The organism is Thermodesulfobacteriota bacterium (assembly GCA_035559815.1).
GTDB lineage: Bacteria > Desulfobacterota_D > UBA1144 > Nemesobacterales > CSP1-2 > DATMAT01.
The window spans coordinates 1-21,466 of sequence record DATMAT010000023.1; the positions used below are offsets into that span (position 1 = coordinate 1).

General features: G+C 47.6%; 22 protein-coding genes. 11 read left to right on the forward strand and 11 right to left on the reverse strand.

From position 1 onward, the window contains the following. Window positions 1-369 (forward strand): DUF6775 family putative metallopeptidase (locus VNN20_05580; GenBank protein ID HWP91648.1); only part of this gene is annotated, 369 nt, incomplete at its 5' end. Window positions 370-777: 408 nt separating this feature from the next. Here the strand turns inward: VNN20_05580 and VNN20_05585 are convergent. After that, window positions 778-1,587, reverse strand: a complete 810-nt coding sequence (locus tag VNN20_05585) for a sulfide-dependent adenosine diphosphate thiazole synthase (protein HWP91649.1) — start codon at window positions 1,585-1,587, stop codon at window positions 778-780. Between the two features lie 450 nt (window positions 1,588-2,037). Here VNN20_05585 and VNN20_05590 point away from each other — a divergent pair, with 450 nt between their 5' ends. Continuing rightward, the gene (locus VNN20_05590; GenBank protein ID HWP91650.1) at window positions 2,038-2,871 is read left to right on the forward strand and encodes a DUF4412 domain-containing protein; all 834 of its coding nucleotides are present in this window, start codon (window positions 2,038-2,040) and stop codon (window positions 2,869-2,871) included. A gap of 53 nt (window positions 2,872-2,924) precedes the next feature. Here VNN20_05590 and rplI read toward each other — a convergent pair whose 3' ends face one another. From rplI to VNN20_05630, 8 genes are all read right to left on the reverse strand, one after another. Next, entirely contained in the window at window positions 2,925-3,374 is a 450-nt protein-coding gene (gene rplI, locus VNN20_05595) for a 50S ribosomal protein L9 (protein HWP91651.1), read from the reverse strand. 69 nt (window positions 3,375-3,443) lie between these two features. Beyond that, window positions 3,444-3,680 (reverse strand): 30S ribosomal protein S18, encoded by a 237-nt coding sequence (gene rpsR, locus VNN20_05600; protein HWP91652.1) that lies wholly within the window; start codon window positions 3,678-3,680, stop codon window positions 3,444-3,446. A 16-nt stretch (window positions 3,681-3,696) separates the two neighbouring features. Next, complete coding sequence (gene rpsF, locus VNN20_05605) at window positions 3,697-4,041, reverse strand: 30S ribosomal protein S6 (protein HWP91653.1); 345 nt, start codon at window positions 4,039-4,041, stop codon at window positions 3,697-3,699. Between the two features lie 53 nt (window positions 4,042-4,094). Beyond that, the gene (gene ychF, locus VNN20_05610) at window positions 4,095-5,183 is read right to left on the reverse strand and encodes a redox-regulated ATPase YchF (GenBank protein ID HWP91654.1); all 1,089 of its coding nucleotides are present in this window, start codon (window positions 5,181-5,183) and stop codon (window positions 4,095-4,097) included. Window positions 5,184-5,363: 180 nt separating this feature from the next. Further along, a complete protein-coding gene (locus VNN20_05615; protein ID HWP91655.1) occupies window positions 5,364-7,415 on the reverse strand; it encodes a sodium-translocating pyrophosphatase in 2,052 nt (683 codons plus the stop codon). A 25-nt stretch (window positions 7,416-7,440) separates the two neighbouring features. After that, entirely contained in the window at window positions 7,441-8,043 is a 603-nt protein-coding gene (gene pth / locus VNN20_05620) for an aminoacyl-tRNA hydrolase (protein HWP91656.1), read from the reverse strand. 6 nt (window positions 8,044-8,049) lie between these two features. After that, window positions 8,050-8,703, reverse strand: a complete 654-nt coding sequence (locus VNN20_05625) for a 50S ribosomal protein L25/general stress protein Ctc (protein HWP91657.1) — start codon at window positions 8,701-8,703, stop codon at window positions 8,050-8,052. 37 nt (window positions 8,704-8,740) lie between these two features. Continuing rightward, entirely contained in the window at window positions 8,741-9,682 is a 942-nt protein-coding gene (locus VNN20_05630; GenBank protein HWP91658.1) for a ribose-phosphate pyrophosphokinase, read from the reverse strand. Window positions 9,683-9,896: 214 nt separating this feature from the next. Here VNN20_05630 and VNN20_05635 point away from each other — a divergent pair, with 214 nt between their 5' ends. From VNN20_05635 to VNN20_05650, 4 genes are all read left to right on the forward strand, one after another. Continuing rightward, window positions 9,897-10,328, forward strand: a complete 432-nt coding sequence (locus tag VNN20_05635) for a TIGR03668 family PPOX class F420-dependent oxidoreductase (protein ID HWP91659.1) — start codon at window positions 9,897-9,899, stop codon at window positions 10,326-10,328. A gap of 165 nt (window positions 10,329-10,493) precedes the next feature. Continuing rightward, window positions 10,494-11,807, forward strand: a complete 1,314-nt coding sequence (locus tag VNN20_05640; GenBank protein ID HWP91660.1) for an NAD(P)/FAD-dependent oxidoreductase — start codon at window positions 10,494-10,496, stop codon at window positions 11,805-11,807. Between the two features lie 287 nt (window positions 11,808-12,094). Next, a complete protein-coding gene (locus tag VNN20_05645) occupies window positions 12,095-13,276 on the forward strand; it encodes an FIST N-terminal domain-containing protein (protein HWP91661.1) in 1,182 nt (393 codons plus the stop codon). Between the two features lie 20 nt (window positions 13,277-13,296). After that, window positions 13,297-13,794 (forward strand): hypothetical protein, encoded by a 498-nt coding sequence (locus tag VNN20_05650; GenBank protein HWP91662.1) that lies wholly within the window; start codon window positions 13,297-13,299, stop codon window positions 13,792-13,794. Window positions 13,795-14,274: 480 nt separating this feature from the next. On the opposite strand, the gene VNN20_05655 is transcribed toward VNN20_05650, so the two are convergent. Continuing rightward, complete coding sequence (locus tag VNN20_05655; protein ID HWP91663.1) at window positions 14,275-14,901, reverse strand: hypothetical protein; 627 nt, start codon at window positions 14,899-14,901, stop codon at window positions 14,275-14,277. Window positions 14,902-15,180: 279 nt separating this feature from the next. Here VNN20_05655 and VNN20_05660 point away from each other — a divergent pair, with 279 nt between their 5' ends. The 5 genes from VNN20_05660 to hisC all read left to right on the forward strand — a co-directional run bounded on the left by VNN20_05660 (window position 15,181) and on the right by hisC (window position 19,696). After that, window positions 15,181-16,158 carry a TerC family protein gene (locus VNN20_05660; protein HWP91664.1) on the forward strand — a complete coding sequence of 326 codons (978 nt, stop codon included), beginning with the start codon at window positions 15,181-15,183 and terminating at the stop codon, window positions 16,156-16,158. Window positions 16,159-16,239: 81 nt separating this feature from the next. Next, window positions 16,240-17,535 carry a histidinol dehydrogenase gene (gene hisD, locus VNN20_05665; GenBank protein HWP91665.1) on the forward strand — a complete coding sequence of 432 codons (1,296 nt, stop codon included), beginning with the start codon at window positions 16,240-16,242 and terminating at the stop codon, window positions 17,533-17,535. An 83-nt stretch (window positions 17,536-17,618) separates the two neighbouring features. After that, complete coding sequence (locus VNN20_05670) at window positions 17,619-17,900, forward strand: hypothetical protein (GenBank protein ID HWP91666.1); 282 nt, start codon at window positions 17,619-17,621, stop codon at window positions 17,898-17,900. After that, complete coding sequence (locus tag VNN20_05675; protein HWP91667.1) at window positions 17,879-18,268, forward strand: type II toxin-antitoxin system VapC family toxin; 390 nt, start codon at window positions 17,879-17,881, stop codon at window positions 18,266-18,268. The genes VNN20_05670 and VNN20_05675 overlap by 22 nt, the downstream gene beginning before the upstream one ends. 51 nt (window positions 18,269-18,319) lie before the next feature. Continuing rightward, window positions 18,320-19,696 carry a histidinol-phosphate transaminase gene (gene hisC / locus VNN20_05680; GenBank protein ID HWP91668.1) on the forward strand — a complete coding sequence of 459 codons (1,377 nt, stop codon included), beginning with the start codon at window positions 18,320-18,322 and terminating at the stop codon, window positions 19,694-19,696. Window positions 19,697-19,827: 131 nt separating this feature from the next. On the opposite strand, the gene lnt is transcribed toward hisC, so the two are convergent. After that, the gene (lnt, locus tag VNN20_05685) at window positions 19,828-21,417 is read right to left on the reverse strand and encodes an apolipoprotein N-acyltransferase (GenBank protein ID HWP91669.1); all 1,590 of its coding nucleotides are present in this window, start codon (window positions 21,415-21,417) and stop codon (window positions 19,828-19,830) included. Between the last annotated feature and the right edge of the window lie 49 nt (window positions 21,418-21,466).

Below are 21,466 nucleotides of genomic sequence, written 5' to 3' on the forward strand. Positions count from 1 at the left end.
AGGTATCACGCCAGAGTAATACTTACCGGACTTCCATCTTTAATCTCAACTTCAGGAATAGTAGAAGCCCCGGCCAGGCCAAAGGACTATTACTGGCTGAAGGCCGGTTTCATACGAGCGGGGAAGGATGTAAGGGAGCTCGACCAGATTTATAAAGGAAGATTTATTGAGTACGACGACGAAAGAATCACGCCTGTTTTAAAATCTTATACCCTTCAGGCTATTTTCTACGAGCTTACCGGGAGTCCTTTCTGCGATAACCCGTCGTGTTGCCTTTTTAATTCCCACTGGCAGGAGGAGGTCTTAAAGACCCAGCTTGATGGAAAACTGTGTGCGGAGCATAGGAACCTTCTTTTGCGATCAGGATGAACTAGACAATACTATTTTCTTCATACAAACCGAGTCGGAGACCTTCGTGTTGAGTCTCGTATTTGTTTTTAAGATATAAGTATCTAGGATTAAGTCGTGAACGAACTAACTGGATTAAGGTCAGGAAACGGGTTTGTGATTCTCGCCCCCCGGTTAAACCGGAGGATCAATCTGGAATCCGCCCTTTCTGTCATCCCCGAATTCTTTTATCGGGGGTCCATAATTAAAGACTGGATTCCCGCTTACTCGGGAATGACAACCGGGGTGAACCCTCGCTTAAGCTTATCTGCCCACGTTTTCAGCGTGGGAGGTGAACTAACAGGGATTGCCATTTGCCCATACAGGAATAATGTAGGGAACGCATATCCTTCCTAAGGACAGGTATGCGTTTCTTATCAATTTGTTGTTTTAAGCCCGGGCTTGCTCCTGAAGTATGCTTACTGCCACCTCCGCCGCTTTCTTCCCGGAGAGAAGCATTCCGCCGAAGGTCGGCCCCATTCTGGGCAGTCCGTATGTGCTGTTTACGGCCATTCCGCAGGCAATCAAGCCGGGATGAACCTCACCGGTATATTCAACAAGCGCGTCCTCGGATTTTTCCACCCACATGGAACCATGCCCCGGTAATTTCTTGAAAAGGCCTTGCTTTGCCAGTCTAGATACCAGGTAGGCATCATGGCCGGTAGCGTCTATAACCAGTTTTGCCTCAAGCGCTATTGGGTCGAGGCAGGTAATCTCCTTTGGCATGTTGGAAATCGGGGTCCAGTTTACGACCACGCCGGCTACCCGGCCGTTTTCCCGGTAAACCAGGTCGTCAAACATGGTCATGTTGGCGACCTTCATCCCTGCTTCGCATGCCGTAGCGATTAACTTCGAGCAGGCATAGGGGCCGTCAGCCACGTAAAGGCCGTCGGAGACCTCTTTGTAGGGCACCTCTATCTCATCCAAAACCTTCTGTCCAGGGTCCCTTACCGTGATTTTATTCATCAGATATCCGCCTATCCAGAAACCGCCGCCGAGGTAATTCATTCTCTCTACCAGGAGGACTTTATATCTCTTTTTGGCGATGTCCTTAGCTGCAACCAAGCCGCTGGGGCCTCCGCCTACAATTATCACGTCGCTGGTTACGTAATCTGAGAACTCCTTTGAAAATTCATCTACAATGGCTCTGGTAATCTCTTTTTCCCCGACCGGAGCAAAAAGCCCTTGTTTCTCAGCCATATCTTAAACTACCTCCCTTTAAATTTATAATCCCCCGTAATTTGTCATGGGGTTGCACCGTACTGTCAATTGCTTCCTGCTGTCATTTCGACTCCTTCGCTATGCTCAGAGTCTGTCCCGAGCGAAGCGTAGGAATAAACTCCGGGAGAAATCTTATCATAGGGTCATTTCAAGATTCCTCGCCATTACTCAACCTCTAACCAGGATAAGGTTTAGTATGGCACCTTCTATCCGATTGTCCCGTCTATTTGTTTCTTGCAATGACAGTAGAAACGGTATAACTACAAGAGCGTTAACTCGCTCTATTGTGTTAATCTATCATAAATGGGGTGTCCGTCAATAGTTATGGTCATACCAAACAACCCACCTCAGTTCTAAGGACCCTAGTCAGTTTCCGATTTATAGGTTAACTTTATCGGACTTCAAAAAACAAGGTGCCAGGAGGTTGAGATGAAGGAGTATTGGAAAGTATTTTTAGTTTTTCTTTTAGTTATTACGTTAGGCCGGTTAGGGGAGGCGCACGCCGGGTTTATCATGGAGCAGGTGGCCTACAAAAAGGGTGATTCGGCCAGGAAAAAGGGCAAGATTTTTATTAATGACAATAAAATCAAGTTCGTCGAGGAGCAGAACGGACAAGCTGTGGCCATATTCGACTTGAACACCGGGGAGATGATTCAGATAGATAATCAAGGAAAAAGATACATAGTCACCACTCCCAAGGAATATTTTAATTTCATTCAAGAGATGACCAATCGGATGAAGAGCGAATTGGAGAAGCAGCTTTCCCAGCTTCCACCTGAGGATAGGGCCAGGGCCGAGGAGATGATGAAAGCCCAGGGGATGACTCTTCCCGGAGAAACAAACACGCCCAAGAAGATAACCTTGAAGAAAACGGATGCGACGGAGACGATAGCGGGCTATAAATCTAAGAAGTACGAAATTTACGAAGACGGCAAGCTTAGCGAAGAGATCTGGATAAGCAATGACATTAAGTTCGAAGAAGAGCTGGATATGAAGAAGATGGCCAGTTATATGAGTGAGATAAAAAAGATAAGCGAACGGGCTGGCCTACAATATTCCGGCTTGGATGAACGAGAAAGGATATTCAAAGAAATATATGAATCCGGTTTCCCCACCAGGTCGGTGGATTATTCCTCTGACAACACCCTCTATATAGAGGAGATAGTCAAGATCAACGAAGCGGAGCTGTCGGATAGCGAGTTCCAGCCCCCGGCCGGTTATAAAAAGATCACCCTTCAGGAGATGATACAAACGGGTAGATGAATAATGTAGGGGTTCAAATTTTTGAGCCCCTACCAGAAAGCAAATTTACGAATTTAATCTTCTTCTCTCACTACCTCAACCTTGATACTCGCGCCCACATTTGAATGAAGTTTTATACGGACATCATAGGTCCCGAGTGTTTTAATCGGTGCGTCGAGCTCTATGTCCTTCCTGGAGATTTCGAATCCTAGTTTAGCCAGGGCATCGGATATGTTCTGAGAAGTCACCGAGCCGAATAATCTATCTTCCTCTCCTACCTTAGCCGGGATTGTACAGGTGACACCCTGGAGCTTGGAAGCCAGGCTTTCCGCCTCAGCTTTGGCTTTCTCCTCTTTTTTCTTCAGAACCTGTCTCTGCTGTTCCCAGAGTTTTAGGTTTCCCGGTGTTGCTTCGACCGCTAGTTTTCTAGGAAGAAGGTAGTTTCTGGCCAGTCCCTTTTTAACCTCCTTTACTTCTCCCTTTTTACCAAAGGGCTCGACGTCGTCTATAAGGATTACTTTCATTGTTGCCTCCTGAACGTAGTAGGGGCGACTCGCCGGGTCACCCCTACAATTGTTGTTAATAACGGGAAATCAATGAAGAACCGTGAACGGAAGTAGAGCCATAACCCGGGCTCGCTTTATGGCCGACGCTAGCTCTCTTTGATGATATGCACAGAGTCCGGTGGTTCTTCTGGGTAATATCTTCTTTCTCTCGGTTATAAATTGGGAAAGCAGGTCGGTGTTCTTATAATCTATCTCCGCTGTCTCCGTGCAGAATTTGCATACCTTCTTTCGGGTGAAAAATTTTTTTTCTTTGGTAGTTTCCATGGTTTTGTAGGCCTCCTTAAACGGACTGTGTTTCCGAAACTGGTTTGTCTTTTAAAGCCGCTTCCTCTTTTATCCTCAGAGTGACGAACCTGAGCACATCGGTGTTAAGGAACTTGAAGTTCTTTTCAAGCTCGGCCACCACGCCCGGAAGCGCCTTGTAAACCAAGATGTAGTAGATGCCCTTGGAGTAATTATTGACCCTGTAAGCAAGGTTTCTTTCGGCCCATTTATCCGACTTGAAAACCTCTCCTTCATGGTTAGAGATTACATCATTTATCCTTGCCTGCACCTTAGCCAGTTCATCATCGGTAAGGTCAGGCCGGGTAAGATAGAGCGTTTCGTAATAATTTAGCTTTGACATTACTTGCCTCCGTTTTGGACTTCCGACCCGGAGCAAAGGCGCCGTGTAACGGATTAATTTTTGAACCTAAAATATACCATATCTTTATCCTGAATTTGATATTCTTTGCCCTCTATTCTTAAAAGCCCTAGTTCTCTTACTTTGGCGTCCGAGCCGCATCTTATAAAATCCTGGTAAGATACCACCTCCGCTTTGATAAACCCCTTTTCAAAATCGCTATGGATTTTACCGGCAGCCTGGGGGGCTTTGGTCCCGCGTTTTACGCTCCAGGCCCTGAGTTCCACCCCGTTTGTGGTGTAGAAAGTGACCAGGTCAAGCAGCTTGTAGGCCGCTTTAACCAGCCTTTTGAGCCCGGATTCGTCTAAACCCATCTCCCTCAGGAACTCTCGGGCCTCTTCCTCAGGAAGCTCGGCTATCTCAGCCTCTAATTTGCCGTAGATTGCAACCGGCTCTGTATTGTCTTCTTCTGCTATCTTCCTCAGGGCTTCTATGTGTGCTTCATTCCCGTCCTTTTCCTGAAGATTAGCCACATAAAGAACGGGCTTGGCTGTGAGCAGGTTAAGCTCGTTCAGCATCCTTTCCTCCGCCTCGTTTTGTGCCGGGAAGAGCCTCGCCGCTTTTCCCCTGGCGATTTGTTCCTTCATCCGTTCGAGAAAACCGTATTCCGCCTGCGCCTCCTTGCTTCCTGATTTAGCTACCTTTTCTACCTTCTCTATCCTTCTCTCCAGGGTTTCCAGGTCAGCCAGCAAAAGCTCGAGATTTATTACTTCCACATCACGTCTTGGGTCTATATTCTCGAAAACATGGGCTATGCCCGATTCAAAACACCTTACCACATGTACGATAGCATCTACTTCTCTGATCTGCCCTAGGAACCTATTTCCAAGCCCTTCTCCCTGACTCGCTCCTTTGACCAGCCCGGCGATATCGATGAACTTAAGGGTGCTGGGTACCAACTTCTCCGGCTTTATAATCTCGGAAAGACGGAGAAGCACCTCATCCGGAATATTTACTATGCCCACGTTTGGCTCTATGGTGGTAAATGGGTAATTTGCTACAAGAGCCTTGGCCGAGGTTAAGGCGTTAAATATGGTTGATTTCCCGGCGTTGGGGAGACCTACAATGCCACAGCTAAGACCCATTTCTATCCGACCTTGTGGCTAACCAGTTGGCCACGAATTTACACGGTAATAATGATGCACGATGCATGATTTATGGCACATGGAAGTTATACCCATCTTCTATCGTGTATCCTGCATCTTGTTTATTTTCACTGGCATCAATTTGCGTTGGCTTGGGGCCGGATAATTACGCCCTACTTGCTAGATCAAAAGAGGCGCGACTACCAGTGACACGATGGACATGAGCTTTATGAGAATATTCATCGCCGGTCCCGAAGTATCCTTAAACGGGTCTCCGACGGTGTCTCCGACTACCGCCGCCTTATGAGGGTCCGATCCTTTCCCCCCCAGATTCCCTTCTTCGATGTATTTCTTGGCATTATCCCACGCCCCGCCTGAATTTGCCATCATCAGCGCCAACATGACGCCGGTCACGACCGCTCCGGCCAGGAATCCACCCAAGGCTTCCCTCCCCAAGATAAAGCCGATTATGAGAGGGCTGATTATCGCGATAACCCCCGGGATTATCATTTCCCTGAGCGCCGCGTCTGTGCTAATTGCCACGCAGGATGCGTAGTCCGGTTTGGCATCCCCGGAGCCTTCGAGAAGACCGGTTATCTCTTTGAACTGCCTTCTTACCTCTGCCACCATCTTCTGCGCTGTCCTTCCCACTGCTCCCATGGTCAGCGCTCCGAGGAGGAAAGGAACCGTGCCGCCGAGCAGCATTCCGGCTACGACCTTGCTGTTCGTAAGGTCTATAACGTTCAGTCCGACTGCCTTTGTGTAAGCGGCGAATAGAGCCAGTGCGGCAAGGGCGGCAGAACCGATGGCAAAGCCCTTTCCGATGGCGGCTGTGGTGTTTCCAAGGGAGTCCAGTTTATCCGTGATTTTCCTGACATCATGCCCGAGCCCGGACATCTCTGAAATCCCTCCGGCGTTATCGGCCACCGGCCCGTATGCATCCACGGACATGGTAATTCCTATCGTTGCCAACATGCTCACCGAGGCGATGCCTATTCCGTAAAGACCGGCAAAGGCATAGGAGAGCCCGATAGCAATGGCTATGGTAATTACCGGAAGCGTTGTGCTAATCATTCCCACGGATAATCCTTCGATTATGTTGGTAGCCACACCGGTCTTGGATGCTTCGGCTATCTTCTTTATGGGAGAACCGGACGTGTAATACTCCGTGAAAAGGCCGATGGCGATCCCGGCGACCAGCCCGAGCACTGCTGCGCCATAGATTCCCAGAGCCTGTCCGAATGGAATTCCATCGACCAATGCCGCTATAAGTATGATTATGAGAGAGGCGGCAAGATAGATTCCGCCGGTATAAAAGGTGGCCCGCCTCAGGACGAGTTGAGGGTCCAGGTCCTTGAACCACTCGACGCTCTTTCCACCGATAGCCGAGGCGGCGGTTCCAATAACAATAAGGACTATGGGCAGAGACATGAGGGCTATTTGGTGGCTCTCCATCCCGGCGGCAATCACGATTGTGGCTATAACGCCGGCAACGTAGGATTCAAACAGGTCCGCCCCCATTCCGGCTACGTCGCCCACGTTGTCACCGACGTTATCGGCTATCGTGGCCGGGTTTCTGGGGTCGTCCTCCGGGATTCCAGCCTCTACCTTTCCGACAAGGTCTGCTCCTACATCCGCGCCCTTGGTATAGATTCCTCCTCCTACCCTGGCAAAAAGCGCAACCGAGCTAGCGCCCATTCCGAACCCTCCGATTATGCCGGCAAAGTTCTGGACAAAGGTCATGAGAGCAGTAGATTCGGTGGGGTTGTCCGGGAGTCCTATCCCAATGGCATAAGCTACAGCCAGGCCCAGAAGGCCGAGGCCGGCGACGGATAAACCCATGACGCTTCCGCCTTTGAATGCGACGGTGAGCGCTCTTCCCTGGCCCTCTGTTGCCGCGGCCTGAGAGGTTCTTACATTGGCTTTTGTAGCCGCTTTCATACCGAAAAAGCCCGCGGCCATGGAACAAACTGCCCCCCCTAGGTAGGCTACTCCAGCCCAAATACCTATGAAGATAGAAAGTAGAATAAACAAAACAAGCACGAAAATTGCTATTATTCTGTACTCCCTCCTCAGGAACACCATGGCTCCCTCGTGTATAGCTGAGGAAATCTCCCTCATCTTATCGGTGCCGTCCGGCAGCGACCTAATCTCCCTGTATGTGAGGTAGGCATATCCCAGTACTACCAAAGCGACAATGGGCCCAAGAAGGGCAGCAATTACCTCGTTCATGATTTATCTATCCTCCTTTTGATTTTTATTCGGAACTTGCCCGGTCGAGTAAATGCGGACTATCATTTTTTTTATTAAACTTATTCATGGCACTCTCCACTCCCCTGGTGATTATCTCCAAGACGGCGTCGGCCGCTCTATTGACCATAACTTCTAATATGCTGGTTTCCTCTTTCGTAAAGTGCGATAGAACATGGCTTACCGTTTTGGATTTCTCTTCGGGCTTGCCAATTCCCACTCTCACCCTCACAAAGTTATCATCTCCGAGATGAGCTATTATGGATTCAATTCCTTTATGCCCGGCGCTACCCCCGCCCAACCTGATCTTTAAATTCCCGAGCGGCAGATCCATCTCATCGTAGACCACTATAATGTCCTGTGCCGCTAATTTAAAAAACTCTGCTGCCTGGGAGACCGACTGACCGCTCCTGTTCATGTATGTCTGGGGCTTGAGAAGTAGGAGTTTTTTCTCTCCATGCACTACTTCACCGTAAAGGGCGGTAAAGCCCTTCTTGTTGAGGGTTGCCCCAATCCTGGCAGCAACCTCGTCAACCACCATAAAGCCAAGATTGTGTTTTGAGCGGGAATACGCTTTTCCGGGGTTGCCTAAGCCTACGACTAAAATCATCCTTATTTATTCCTCTTCCCCCTCCTTGGCCTCTGCTTCGGCTCCAGCCTGGGCGGCAGCCTCTTCGGTCGGGGCTGGTGCCACTACCTCTTCCACAGTAGGTGAGAGGATTGTCACTATGGTTTCATCCGGCTCGTGCAGCACGGTGACATTTTCGGATATGGTTAAATCGCCGATATGTATAGAGTCACCGATTCCCAGGTTTGATACGTCAACCTCTATATAGTTGGGGATGTCCGCCGGCAGACACTCAATTTCTATCTCCCTGAGTATTTCCTCAAGTATTCCTCCTGACTTAACCCCTTCTGCCTTGCCCATGATCCTCACCGGCACCTTCACCGTCAATTTTTCCTTCATGAGGACCTCTTGAAAATCGAAGTGGAGGGGACGGCTGGTAAGGTAGTCGAACTGGATATCGCGAAGAAGGGCTAGCTTGGTAATTTCTTCACCGTCGTCCTTTATATGAAGCTCAAGCAGGGTGTTCTCCCCGGCCTCTGTGGAGAGGGCTTTTTTAAACTCTGTCAGGTTAACTACTATGGGGATGGGTTCCGTTTCTCTTCCGTAAACTATGGCCGGAACGGCTCCTTCCTTTCTCACCTTTCTCGCCGCGCTCTTTCCCACTCCCTCCCTTTTTTTAACGACCAAGGTACTCTGTGCCATGTCTAAACTCCTGGATGTTTATAGTTTTTTGGTTGAACTAGCTAAATAAAGTGCTTATGGATTCTCCTACGGCTATTCTTCTTATCGCTTCGCCGAGCAGGTCGGCAATGCTCAGGATCTTTATTTTCTTGCTGTTCTTGGTATCTTCCCCGTGAGGAATCGTATCGGTTATAACCACTTCCTCGAGAAGCGACTCTTCAATCCTTTGGACTGCGTTGCTGGAGAGTACTCCATGGGTGCAACAGAGGGCAACGCGTCTTGCCCCCTCTTTTGCCAGGGCTTTAGCGGCCTGCGCCGCTGTGCCGGCGGTGTCGACCAGGTCATCTACTATAATCGCAGTCTTACCCCGGACATCACCGATAACGTAGGTTATCTCGGCGACGTTTGGGGCAGGGCGTCTTTTATCGGTCATGGCCAGCCCGGCGTCGAGTCGCTTTGCATATGCCCTAGCCCTTTCCATCCCCCCGGCGTCGGGTGAGACTATGACTATATCATCTTCGATGAACTTCTTTCTTAAATAGTTTATGAAGATCGGCGTGGCGTAAATATGGTCGACTGGGACGTCGAAGAAACCCTGTATCTGGCCGGCATGGAGGTCCACGGTAACCACCCTGCTTATACCCGATTTAACTATGATGTCTGCGACCAGTTTTGCCGATATCGGGGCCCTTGGCTGGACCTTGCGGTCCTGCCGGGCATAGCCGTAGTATGGAATGACCGCGGTGACGGCTCTGGCCGAAGCCCTCTTCAGGGCATCGGTAATAATCAATAGTTCCATGATATTTTCATTCACCGGGGGACAAGTGGATTGAATCACGAAGACATGGGCCCCGCGGACGCTTTCCGATATCTCGGCGAATATCTCGCCGTCGCTAAACCTCCTGATCTCGGATTTGCCCGGAGGAACTCCAAGGAATCTGCACACCGCTTCGGACAGGGGAACGTTTGAAGTTCCACTAAAAATTTTAATGGCTTCCATTTGGTTTCACTGAGAAGAAAAACGTTATCAGCCTTTATGTTAAAAACAAGTTATTATAAAATAAAGGGGCAATAATTCAAGTTTACCAATTGCCTTCCCCGGGTTATGAGGTTGAACGTAGGGAACTCATACATGCGTTCCTAAAACCTTTGCTAATCTGAAGGATGCTATTGTTGTCCAGGCTGGGTACGAATGGACAGGAAATCTTTTCACCATGATTATGCTTACGGACGGAGAAAATCAATTTATACTCTCTCATAGGGTGGCCCGGTTGGCCACCGTGGATAGATTTGGGAAGCCGCTGGTTGTTCCTATTTGCTATGCCTACGACGGCATGAACATTTATACTCCGATCGACAAAAAACCCAAACGGGTATCGGTTAGAGGGTTAAAGAGGATTAAAAATATCATGGAAAACCCGTATGTTTCCCTGGTTATCGACGAATATCATGAGGACTGGGATAAGCTCTCCTATATTATCATTCACGGTAAGGCGGAGCTAATTGAAAGCGGCCAGGAGTATCAGGAATCCCTTAGGCTTTTAACCCAAAAATATGTCCAATATGAGCGGATGAATCTCACCGGCCTGAACCTTCCGGTTATTAAAATCATTCCGGAGAGAATCATATCCTGGAGAGTTGTGTGATCTGCTACCGGATGGGTCAAATGATTATTATAAGGTAGAGACGACCCGCCGGGTCGTCTCTACAGCAGGCGTGGTTTTCAGGTCTCATCCCGGTATCCATATGTTATACTTTTTTTTTAAGAGGCTATTATCCTCTTTCAAGCTATTTTTCTATCAAACTGAAAAATGACGAAAATCGTGGTCTTAGGATCGGGTTTTGGGGGTATGGAAGCGGTACTCAACCTAGAGGAACATTTCCACAAGAATAGCGGTGTGGAGATTTTTCTCATAAGTAATCAGAACTACACACTATTTACCCCTCTCCTCCCTCAGATCGTCTCATCTTACATAGAGCCCAGGCATATCATCCAGACGACTAGAGACATCCGCAGGGATAGAAAATTCAGGTTCATACGCGATTCAGTGGTTGGGATTGACCTTCATGAAAAGCGGGTAAGTCTTTTAGAGAGTGAGGTACCTTATGATTATCTGGTAATGGCTCTAGGGAGCATCACCAATTATTTCAATATCCCTGGGGCGGAGAAAAATACATTTGCCCTTAAAACCCTGGAGGATTCCGCTGAATTAAGAGACCATATCATAGACATTCTTGAGCACGCCGACCACGAAGACGACCCGGATTTAAAGAGAGAAATGCTCACCTTCGTAATAGTGGGAGGGGGCTACACCGGGGTTGAGCTTACGGCAGAGTTAAGGGATTTCATACACAGGCAGGCAGTGGGACAGTACCGAGGGATCGATTTCAAGGACGTAAAGATAGTGCTCCTGGAAGCTGCGGATGAAATCATGGAGGGCGTTGACCAGTACTTAGCCAAGAGGTCTAAGAGAAAATTGGTCAGGGATGGAATCGAGGTAAGGACCAAGTCTAAGGTTACCAGGTGCTTTGAAGGGGGCGTTGAAATCAACAGTCAAGAGGTAATAAGGTCTCGGGTTGTAATTTGGACAGCAGGGGTTAAAGCAAATCCGGTCTTAGATTCGCTTCCGGTTAAAAAAGGAAAGTTCGGAAGGGTATTGGTCAATAATTATCTACAGATTCCCGGCTTCCCCGAGGTTTATGCGGTTGGGGATAACGCTATGGTAGAGGGGTCGAGTCCTAGAAAATCCTCACAGCCGGTAGCTCCTGTAGCCATCGAGCAAGCCCGGGTCGCGGCCCGGAACATCATAAATTCCATCGAGAATAAACCTTTAGAGGAATACTCTTTTACCCCGTCCGGAATGTTGGTCTCCCTGGGTATGAATGATGCGTTGATTAGCATAAAGGGAATTAGAATAGGTGGCTTCATCGCCTGGCTTTTCTGGAACGCCATACATCTCCTCAAGTTGGTAGGCCTTAAGAAACAAATCCAGGTCGCACTGGATTGGACCTTTGCCTGCATCTTCCCGCGGGATTCCGCCATAATAAGGTTTCCAAAGAGATGCAAAATATGCACAGATAAAGTGGAGTCTAAAATCAAAAAGTCGATGGGACAGGGTTTATGAATTTAGGTTTATAGACGGTCTTACACAGCTTGAAGAGTGAGTTAATCAATGCGGTCAGAATAAACCGTTCCTTATGAGCCTCTCGGTCTTACTCCGGGCGGGCTTATCGAGGAATATTTTATCAATTCTCACTCTTCGATAAATTCAGAGTCTGTCCTTGTGCAACGAAGGAATGTGCAGATATTAATCCGCTGGGCTTTCCAAGGGATTAAAAGGAAGTGAGCTGATTTTAATTTGAGTAAAGAAAATAATGTCTTTATTATGTTTAATGAAGAGGAAATAAGCCGGTGATAAAAGCAGGGGCAGGATGCTCGACTAACCAGGACAGCGTTCAAGCAGCAATAGAGGCTGCTTCTCAAGCAATGGAGCTGGGAGGGTTGAATAAGGCCGATTGGGCTCTGGTGTTCTCAACCTTTCCTCATCGCGCCAGGTACCGGGAGATTTTGACAAAGGTATCCGAGGTCGCCCAAACGGTAAGCATAGCTGGGTGCAGTGCCGTAGGTGTTCTCTCTAATTCTTCGGAGATAGAAGGAGACCCGGGGGTGGTGGTCCTGGCCGTGTCCTCGGATACGATGCAGGGTACTCCATTACTAGTGCGCCATTCCGGAGACGGTGGTCTTAAAACCGGAATAGAAATCGGAGAGCAATTGCTTTCTATCCAGGGCGGGAACAGACTTCTTACCCTTTTTCCCGACCCTTTTAACATACACCCGGAGCTTCTTCTTAGAGGGGTCGAGTCTAGATTGGGAGAGATACCGGTGGTAGGTGCTGCTGCTTCTGAGCATCCGGCTATGGGTGAGACCTATGAATTCTGCGGGGACCTAGTTTCACCGGGGGCGGTTTCCGGGCTTTTTCTCCGGGGGAACTTCGGGCATAGGATCGGAATCACCCAGGGCTGTCAACCGGTGGGATTGCCATGCACTATTACCAAGGCGGAGACAAACATTATTTTTGAGCTCGACGGTCGCCCTGCCTTCGAAGTCTTGAAAGAGTCTATTCCGGCAAGCATACGTGAGAATCCAAGAGAGATCATGCGTCTTGTTTTTGCCGCATTCCCTCTAGACCCGGAAGAAAAAGAGATAAAAGGCGGGGATTATCTGGTGAGAAACCTGCTCGGGTTTAATCCGGATACCGGGATTATCGGGGTTGCCGAGAATGTAAGGGAGGGACAGGTTATGAGCTTCACTCTCCGCCATCCTACCATGGCTCGCGAGGACTTGAAGCAGATGCTCGAGCGTTTGCTGTCTTCGAGCCAGCCCGATAAGCGATTTAAGTTTGGTTTCTACTTCAACTGCTGTGCTAGGGGCTCGTCCCTCTACGGCTATCAGGGGATCGACACCGCTTACATCACACAGGCATTAGGGGAGGTGCCGATAGTAGGCTTTTTCGGGAATTCCGAGTTGGCCCCGCTCAGGCAAACGAATTATCTGTTTACCTATACCGGCGTGCTGGTATTAATTTCGGAATAGAACTGGACAGGAGTTAGGAGATGAAAAAATCGAAACTGATAATTCTTTTACTTCTACCGATGACTATCTCCTGTGCCAACGTAGGCAGGGTGTCGACGGTAATTGACCCCAAGGAGGTGGAGAAAGAGGATTTAAAAAGCCTACCCAGCGAGACCACACCGGTGTACAAACTTAAAGTAACCGCGGTCAAGGGTCTCTCTGACAAAAGAGGAAAAATAATGGCCGAGGTGGACGAGCAGTTCAAAGAATTCAGCGGATGTATGGGCATTAAGGACAGAGGAGAAAAGGCCAGACGGTATCTGATATCCGTGGTAAACGGAACCTTTGAATGCAAGTACCACGGAGGAAGGTGTAACGGCGAGTACGATTCGAGGAATGAGCTTATAATAGTCAATTACAAAGCTTTTAACCGGGAAGGAATATTGCCTCTTCTCAAGCACGAGTGGGCGCATGCTTATGGATTTCTTGAATCGGATGATTCGAATTTAAACGAGGTAAAAAAGTGTACTAGGTATTGATGGAAAGAGTTTGGCTGGAAATACTGCTGGCTCGACCGATTTTAAGTTTTTTACTCCGAGAGGATGTGTAGAAGTATATGAATTGGCTCTATTCCCGAAAGTAGTTTCTCATCGGGTCCAAGCTTGATGTTGAGGTTTATTTGTTGCCTCACTGCCGTCCAAAAAATCAGAAATCAAATAATCCATCTCTTCGACTATCTGGACAGGGTTCGGAATAACAACATCAGCATCAGGCTCAGGATGAGCGTATTTTTCATCCGCTAAAAATGTTTTAAGAAATAAGAAAACCGTTCATTCTGAGCGGGGTCCCCTGGTTAAACCGGGGGAATAATGAACCCCTATTGTTTATGGAGTTTATTGCTTCACATTGGGTTATCCGGCACATTGGATACACTTAGTATAAACTTAACTAAAGGACTCAAAACAGGTGATGACACTTTCTTTCGGCTGCCAAGAAATGTCTTATTTGGGACAAGTTTGTTATTGCTTGTACTGACTGGGCACGCTGTAATTGCCGTCAAGAAACATCTCCTTGGCCGGCTCAGAAACTTTTCCTCTATGCCGCTCCAGGATTTCTTTTCTTACCCTGCTTTCATTAAGGGGTTCATGAATATACTGCACTTTTGCCGTGTAATTTTTAGGGTTAGTGCTCAATATCACTTTAAGGTCGGGAACGTGCCAGGTCCAGGCCTTTAAGCCCAGCACATCCTCTTTCTCCCCGGGCTCTCCGTATGTATCGGTGAGAAACTTGGAGAGTTCCGTCTCTAATTCCTGATATTCAGATGAGTCGGCGGGCTTAAATAGAAGCGAGGAAGCCATGAGTTTATCGTCGAAGAATTCTAGGCTTGTTTGAAAACTGTCACTATTTAACGGCAGTTCTACGATTGCACCGTCTATGACGATTGTTCTTATTTTTTTTGAGTCGGTTGTTTTATCCAGGATTTTTTTGCCACGCGATTCTATAATCTTAATTGCGTCTTTCCTGGAGATCCCAAACTCGAACCCTAAAGGAGCGGAGTTATCTTTACCATTTAATTCCTCTCCGTGAGCGGGGGCAATAAGAAGAATTAGAATTAAGAATGATGATAGAATACCCAGTATGTTCATTTCTAGACCCTCCGAAGGGGAATAAAAGGTTTTGATTAACAAGTTAGCAAATTATTGAAGGAAATCAAGTGATGATAAATCCTGCTAAAATAATCGGAATTATTACTATCGGAGAAAATCAAGGTAGAATACCTTACTTTGAAAATATAAATCGAATGAGCGAAGAGAGTGGTGGCAGTTAGCGGGTAAAGTTAATGGTCAAATTTGAGTGAGACCCTCAATACAAAGATTATTTCAGGATTATGAAAGGTGTTTTTCTTTTAAGAAGAGGAGCTCGTTATGTCGAATGAAGTCTTATTTTGGGTTGGTTTTAATGCATTCATAGCACTCATACTCATTTTAGATCTGGGTGTATTCCATCGAAAGGCCCATGTTATCAAGATCAAAGAGGCGCTTCTCTGGTGTGCCGTTTTGATCAGCCTGGCCCTTCTTTTCAACCTGGGAGTCTATTTCTGGAAGGGGCCTAAGGTGGCCCTGGAATTCCTCACCGGATATCTGATAGAACAGTCGCTGAGCGTCGATAACCTGTTCGTTTTTTTGCTGATCTTTTCCTACTTTAACGTGCCCTCCACCTACCAGCATAGGGTGCTCTTTTGGGGCATTCTGGGAGCGGTCGTCATGCGCATCATATTTATTCTTGCCGGTATAACCCTGATCGAGAGGTTTCACTGGATTATATACATATTTGGCGGCTTTCTCGTCCTGAGCGGGGTTAAGCTGGCTTTTCAAAAAGACAAGGAGATTCACCCAGAGAAAAACCCGGTACTCCGGGTTTTCCGCAGGTTCGTGCCGGTCACCCGGGATTACCATAACGGGCATTTTTTCGTGTACATAAACAAGAAATACTTAGCCACCCCTCTATTCGTCGTCCTCCTGGTGGTAGAGACAACGGACGTTATGTTTGCACTGGATTCAATACCGGCGGTACTAGCCATAACCACCGACCCGTTCATAGTATACACCTCCAATGTATTTGCCATACTGGGATTAAGGGCAATTTATTTTGCGTTAGCTGGGGTTATGAGGCTATTTCACTATCTTCATTACGGACTTTCTTTTATCCTGGTATTTGTTGGGGTTAAGATGCTCATATCCGGCTTTTATAAAATGCCGGTGGAATTGGCTCTCGGGGTGATTGCCGGGGTGCTGTCCTTTTCCGTCATTGCCTCTGTGGTTAAACCGCGCGAAGTGGAAGAAAGCGGTGTTGGAGAAAACCGGGCAGAGCACGAATCGAAGGGACAACAGGCGGCAAAGTAGCAATAGCTCAATATCGATGAACAAGTACATCTAATGTTATTTTTGATTCTTCTCCCCTCCTGTGTATAATCCTTCTCCATATTGAGAATAATCCGATTAAAAAAAAATAACCTGGCCCAGAAATTAAAAGGGCTGAGAGGAGAGTCAAAGCTCTTTGATCCCGGTGTTGAGTCAGCGGTAAAAAAAATAGTCGAAGCTGTCAGGAAGGACGGCGATAGAGCCCTATTTAAATTCACTAAAAAGTTTGACAAGGTCGAGCTATCCACCAAAACGGTCAAGGTTTCCACTAGGGAAGTTGAAGAGGCGAAAGCAAAGGTCTCCCCGGAGATAAAATCCTCTCTTACTGTTGCCGCTAGCAGAATACATTTCTACCAGCAGATGAAACTCCCGCAGGAAAAAACGTTTACCGATTCCCTGGGGAACGAACTGGGATGGCTGCTAAGGCCTCTGGAAAGGGTAGGTGTTTATATTCCTGGGGGTAAGGCTGCTTATCCTTCCACCGTTCTCATGACGGCCATTCCGGCAAAGGTAGCCGGCGTAGAAGAGGTAGTATTGGTTTCCCCTTGTCCCCGTGGGGAGGTTAATCCGGTGGTTCTGGTCGCTGCGTCCATGGCTGGGGTGGATGTGATTTATAAGGTCGGCGGAGCACAGGCGATTTCCGCCCTGGCTTACGGAACAGAATCCATTCCGAAGGTGGACAAGATAGTGGGCCCGGGAAACATCTATGTCACCATTGCCAAGAAATTGGTCTTTGGAGAGGTGGACATCGACATGATTGCCGGACCCAGCGAGGTCTTGATAGTCTCCGATGGAAGCACTCCGCCCGGGTGGATAGCGGCCGATCTTCTGGCTCAGGCAGAGCACGATGAGATGGCTGTTCCCATCCTGGTCACCGATTCGTCCGAATTTGCAGACGAGGTGAAGAAAGAGATATCAAAGAGATTAAAGACCTTGGAAAGAAGGGAGATCGCCAAAGAAGCGGTGAGGAATCAAGGGAAGATTTTCGTGGTTGATAGCATGGAGGATGCCGTTTCTGCTGTTAACGCTATAGCTCCCGAACACCTGGAGTTATGTGTAGAGAATCCTAAGTCTATTCTTCCCGGGATAAAACATGCCGGGGCGATTTTCCTGGGAGGGATGTCCACAGAGGCTTTCGGCGACTATGTTGCCGGCCCTAGTCACGTGCTTCCGACCGGCGGGGCGGCCCGGTTCTCCTCGCCCTTGAGCGTTTATGATTTTCTCAGGATGCCCAGCGTCATTTCGGTCTCAGAGAGCGGATTCAAGGAACTAGAGCAATCTGTCACCAGGCTTGCATATAGCGAGGGGCTTGAGGCTCATGCCTTATCGGTTAAAGCAAGGTTTGAGAATCGCTCATGAATCGATTTAACCTTATAATTCTCTTTGGTTTATCGTGACATAGCTAACTTGACATATATATGTCAGTATGTCATATTTGCAATATGGAGAAAACCACTATATATCTCAGCGAAGAGATAAAAGAACACCTACTGGATTTGGCTGCTAAGATGAGCAAAAGGGAGAGAAAACGAGTTACCATGACCGATATAATAAGGGAAGCTCTCAAAGAATACTTGAGAAAAAGAGGGGTAAAGATAGATAGCAAGAAGGAAATCACTAGGAGAATGCTTTCCACCAGGGGAGCGCTGGACAGCGAAGATTTTGAAAAAAGGGTTCGTGAGGTGAAGGAATCATTCTCGGGATGGAAAATCCGGTCTGCATAGATACCGACATAATAATAGACCACCTGAGGGGACGATTACCCGGGGCTCAGCTCTTCGCCGATATCGTTACGCGACAGGTCCCATACACCACCTGCATTTCCCAGTTTGAGCTTTTCTGCGGTGCAAACACACCTAAGGAAAGAGAAATAATAACCGAATGTCTCCTGGGGTTTAAAGTTCTTCCTTTTGACCAGTCAAGTAGCGATGAGGCGGCAAGAATTTATGTAGAGCTGAAAAGGAAGGGGCAATTGATCGGAGTAAGGGATATCTTGATTGCCGGGATAGCTAAGGTGAATAATCTAAGAATCGCTACCGGGAACCGGAAAGACTTTGGCAGGATAAAGGGACTCTCAATGTGGAGCGAATGATTTTCCTAGGGGCTGGGTTTATAAAATTAAATACATCAAGGATAAATAACTGTGGAATTAAGATGTTCATTCTGCAATATTCTATCTGAAGAAACGGAAGCAATTGTCCAGAAAGAAGAATCTTCAATCTGTGCGGATTGTCTTAACCTGGTCAAGGAGATAGTGGATGAATTCAGCATGGGCCAGGTATTTGAGGGGAGAGGAAGGTGCTCTTTTTGTAAAAAGGAGCACGGCGGAGAAAGGATGGTTTTCCAGGGAGAGAAAGCGCGGATTTGTAATCAGTGCATAGTGGAGATCGAGCAGGAAATGAAGAATGTAAAAAGGGATATTGCCAAGATCCCGGCGAAAACAAAAAATCAGGGTCCAGTTTCCGCGAAATCTAGGGTTAGGGAGGGTGTAAGGGAGCTTTCGCCGTATTCAGTGCCTCTTTTTCATTGCCGGGTCAAGCTTGACGGAAACGAGAGCCCTTTCCGGCTGCCTGACGTGGTATTGAAGAGGGTCCTAAGAGAGATAGGTGAAATACCGGTCAACAGATATCCGGACCCGGATGCCACCGTCCTCCGGGAAAGGATTTCCAGCATGGCTGGTTTTCCCTCCGATGGTATTCTCGTGGGGAATGGCTCGGATGAGCTTATAGAAATGCTCATGAGGACTTTTTCCGGCCACACCGGGAGGGTGCTCTATCCGGTCCCCACCTTTTCCATGTTCAGGATAATCGGTATTTCTCTTGGTCTAGATCAAATTCCGGTCGACCTGGACAGCCGGTTTGACATAGATATCAAGGCAACGCTCCGGGAGATAAGGAGGAAAAATCCGGATTTGATTTTTCTGGCCACGCCTAATAATCCCACCGGAAACTCATTTTCCGATGACCGGATTCTGGAGATTCTAAAGAACTCCGCGGGCATAGTGGTCGTGGACGAGGCTTATAGCGATTTCTCCGGGAAAACCTTTCTTCCGTTTATAAGGGAATACGAGAACCTCATGATCCTGAGGACGATGTCCAAAGTCGGTTTTGCCGGAATAAGGGTGGGAATACTGTTCGGTAGGAGCGACCTGGTAGGCGAGGTCAATAAAGTGCGTCTTCCCTATAACGTGAACTCTCTCAGCCAAAGAATAGCAGAGGTGGTATTGGAGAACTCTGCTTTTGTGAAGGAGAATGTCCAGTTGATAATAAGGGAAAGAGAGAGGGTGTATAGAGGACTAAAAGTCATACCTGGAATAGAGGCTTTCCCCAGCGATGCTAATTTCATTCTATTCCGGGTGAAGGATGCGGATAAGGTTTTTGGCGAATTGATAAAAAGGGGAGTGCTCATTAGGAATTTCAATTCTCCGGGGAGGCTGGAGAATTGCCTTCGGGTTACCATCGGAACGCCCGAAGAGAATGACGAGTTTCTAGAGGCATTAGCTAAAGTCGTTTCTTCTTAATTCTAACCACAAAGACACTAAGGCACGAATGGAGTTGTTAACGGGTTTGCAACTTAATGTGTTCACTCGTTTATTTTTCAACCCGCTAACCCGTAAACACACTAACATAGTAATAGGTTTGCGCGAACCCGTTAACCTGTAAACATTTTTTCTTTGTGTCTTCGTGTCTTGGTGGCAGAAAATTTTGTTATCACAGCAAAACCTACCCAAAAAACCAAGCATCCCCAGGAAAAGATATCCCCGGTTCTTGTGTAGAGCGTTTTTTCTCCATCCATAATTCCAACCTCCTCTTCGAGTGTGGCCTGCTCGAATATCCCCGTATCTGCGACGATTCTCCCCACCGGGTCGATTACCGCGCTTATACCGGTGTTCGTCGACCGGATAAGGTATCGCCTTGTTTCCACGGCTCGGGGTATGGAAAGAAGAAGATGCTGGTATGGAGCGGTTGACCGGCCGAACCAGGCATCGTTGGTAAGGTTTACGATTAGATTGGCTCCCTGGTTGACGAACCTTCTGCTGAAAGAGGGGATGATGTCCTCGTAGCAGATTAGCGGGGCAATTTTTACGTCCTTTTCTTTAATCTCGAATAGATTGAGTTCACTTCCGGGAATGAAATCCCCGGTGGCCGGGCTTAGTTTTTTGAGAGAAGGAATATATTTGGAAAACGGTAAGTACTCGCCGAATAGAAGGAGTTTTATCTTGTGGTATCTTCCCAGAATCTTTCCCTGGGGGTCGGTGAGGAAGGCGGTATTGAATTGGTTTATGTCTTCATCGGATATAGTGCCGTCGGGACTGACTTTATTGATGCTGTAGGATAACCCTCCCACCATAAAATAGGTGCCATCAACCTGGGGAACGATACTTTTGCCGTCGTCTGACAGAGAGTCCGAGGACAGAGGAATCCAGGCCTGAACGGCGGTTTCCGGCCAGATAACCAGGTCGGGCGAATCAAGCGATTGTGACATTGACCTATGTCTCTCCGATATGGCGTCTTCGTTATCCTCGTTCTTCTCGAAGAAGTCAAAGTTGGCCTGGACTATTCCCACCTTGATTCTTGGAGCATCCGCTATTTTCTTATCTTCGATGCCTATTTTCCAGAACCCGTATGCTATGGTAAGGGCGAGAAGCGCTAAGCATGTTACTATTTCTAAACTCGGTTTTGGACTGGCTTCTCTAAAACTCTTTATTAGCCTGGTCAAGGTTACATTTACCAGGACGATTAGGAAGCTGAGAGAGTACATTCCGAATAAATCGTATATTTGAATTATGGGAATGAAGCTAGCCTGGGAATTGGTGATTCCGTAAGGGAAAAGGTAGGGAAAGAGAAACTCTATCGAGGTCCAGACGGAGGCGATGAGAAGTGCCGAGAGTAATCCCGGTTTTTGGAAGAGGCGGAGCTTGGCTGATATATAGGCAAATAGTGCAAACGAAAGACCCGAATACATACTAAGGATGATATGAAATAAAGCGCTGATTACATAAGGAAATCCGCCAAACCGGACCAGCGTTCCGATAATCCAGTAGGTGCCGAGGACATTGGTGACGGTTCCGACCAAGAGTCCCAGTCGAAAGGCGTTCACCGGGGATTTATTTTCCAATGAAATAAAAAGAGGAACCAGCAGAAACCAGGCAAGGATCCATCCGTATGGGACGATGAATGCGATGGGAAAGAGAACTCCGGAGATGGCGGAAAGGAGTAAGTCAATCTTGGTGATTTTCATTATTTTGATTAAATAAGATACCTGAGTTTTGACCTGTTGAGATTAAGAT